This window comes from Natrinema soli (genome assembly GCF_028618695.1).
The window spans coordinates 1-1,089 of the sequence record NZ_JAQIVI010000176.1; the positions used below are offsets into that span (position 1 = coordinate 1).

Below are 1,089 nucleotides of genomic sequence, written 5' to 3' on the forward strand. Positions count from 1 at the left end.
GGACGACGCTGTCGTGCCAGCCGACCGCGCCCTCCGCGCCGCGAGTGACGACGACGGTCGTGAAGTCGTACTGCGAGCCGAGCTTGTGCGCGAGCTGGCGCGGATCGCCTTCGAATCCGAGGACGGTCCGCGCGTCGCGGGCGGCGATCACGAGGACGTCGATCCCCGGAAACAGCCGCGTCAGCGTCTCCCTGGCCTCGTCGGGCGACCAGAGCTTGCGCCGGTAGTTGAAGTCGAAGGCGGTCGTCGTCCCGCCTTTGCGGGCCGCTTTGAGCAAATTGAGCGTCGTGTCCCGGAGCGTCGAGGAGAGCGCGGGCGTGATCCCGGTGGTGAAGAAGACCCGGGCGTCCTGAATCCGGTCGACGTCGAGTTCGCGGGCCTCCGCCGTTGCGACTGCGGTGTTCTCCCGGTCGTAGACCACGTTCGTCCCGCGCGGTTTGCCCGCCTGCTCGAGGTAGTAGGTCCCCTGGCGACCGCGGTGGCTCCAGACGACGTCCGTTTCGATCCCGTGGCTCCGGAGTTCGCTGACGACGCGCCGACCGAGCGCCGTCTCGGGGACCTTCGAGAGCCAGGTCGCGTCGGCTCCCAGCCGGTTGGCCGCGATGGCCACGTTGCTCTCGGCGCCGGCGGCGCGAACCTCGAACTCGTCGGCGTTCTCGAGGCGTTCGTTCCCCGGCGGCGACAGCCGGAGCATCGTCTCTCCGAAGGTGACGATGTCGCTCACCGGTCGGCCCCCCAGATCGTTCGGGCGCGAACTGCGGTGTGTCCCTCGGTCATACCCCACTCAAGGAACGGCGTTGCTATAAGTTATGGCGCTCTGTCAACGAAGGATCACGCTCGAGCGGGCACGTTTCGGTTCACATCGGCCAGCCGGTCGCGGTGGCGTGCGCTGGGCGACGGTTCGCCGACAGCGAACCGTCTGCTCGACTCCGCGCGAGGTCTTCGCGAGTATCTACGAGCGAAGGCTTGTCAGAGCGTACTCTGACAGTGGATGAGCGAAGGAGCGAAGCGACTGAGCGTTAGCGCGGAACCGTAATGATCAAGATAACTTTTGCAAATATGGACTGAGGAACTGGTCGATCCAGGACT

1 protein-coding gene is annotated in these 1,089 nt (G+C 66.2%); it reads right to left on the reverse strand.

From position 1 onward, the window contains the following. Nucleotides 1-724: sugar kinase (locus PGX04_RS11815; RefSeq protein WP_273738692.1), on the reverse strand; the 724-nt coding region annotated here is incomplete at its 3' end. Nucleotides 725-1,089 lie beyond the last annotated feature (365 nt).